Below are 229 nucleotides of genomic sequence, written 5' to 3'. Positions count from 1 at the left end.
TCGTACTCGCGTGCCGGGTGGATGTTGGGGTTGTAGAAGAAGATCGTGTAGTCGAGCCCGGAAGCGGTGATGGCCTCCATGACCTCGCCGGAGCAGGGCGCACAGCACGAATGCAGCAACAGCTTGTCGGGGCCACCTGGCAGGGTGAGGGTGGGGCGGATGAAATCGGTCATGCGGAAATCCATTGACCCCGCTGCCGGAAACGGCGGCAGCGGGGTCCTTGTGCAAC

General features: G+C 63.3%; 1 protein-coding gene. It reads right to left on the bottom strand.

Annotated elements, in window-relative coordinates:
- A partial coding sequence (locus ACQG3P_RS25535) for an epoxyqueuosine reductase QueH (RefSeq protein ID WP_426806602.1) occupies positions 1–173 on the bottom strand: 173 nt, incomplete at its 3' end.
- Between the last annotated feature and the right edge of the window lie 56 nt (positions 174–229).

It is taken from the genome of Stenotrophomonas sp. SrG (genome assembly GCF_050031795.1).
Taxonomy (GTDB): domain Bacteria; phylum Pseudomonadota; class Gammaproteobacteria; order Xanthomonadales; family Xanthomonadaceae; genus Stenotrophomonas; species Stenotrophomonas rhizophila_A.
Note: the sequence above shows the minus strand (reverse complement) of the source record. Positions and strands in the feature narration are given on the sequence as shown.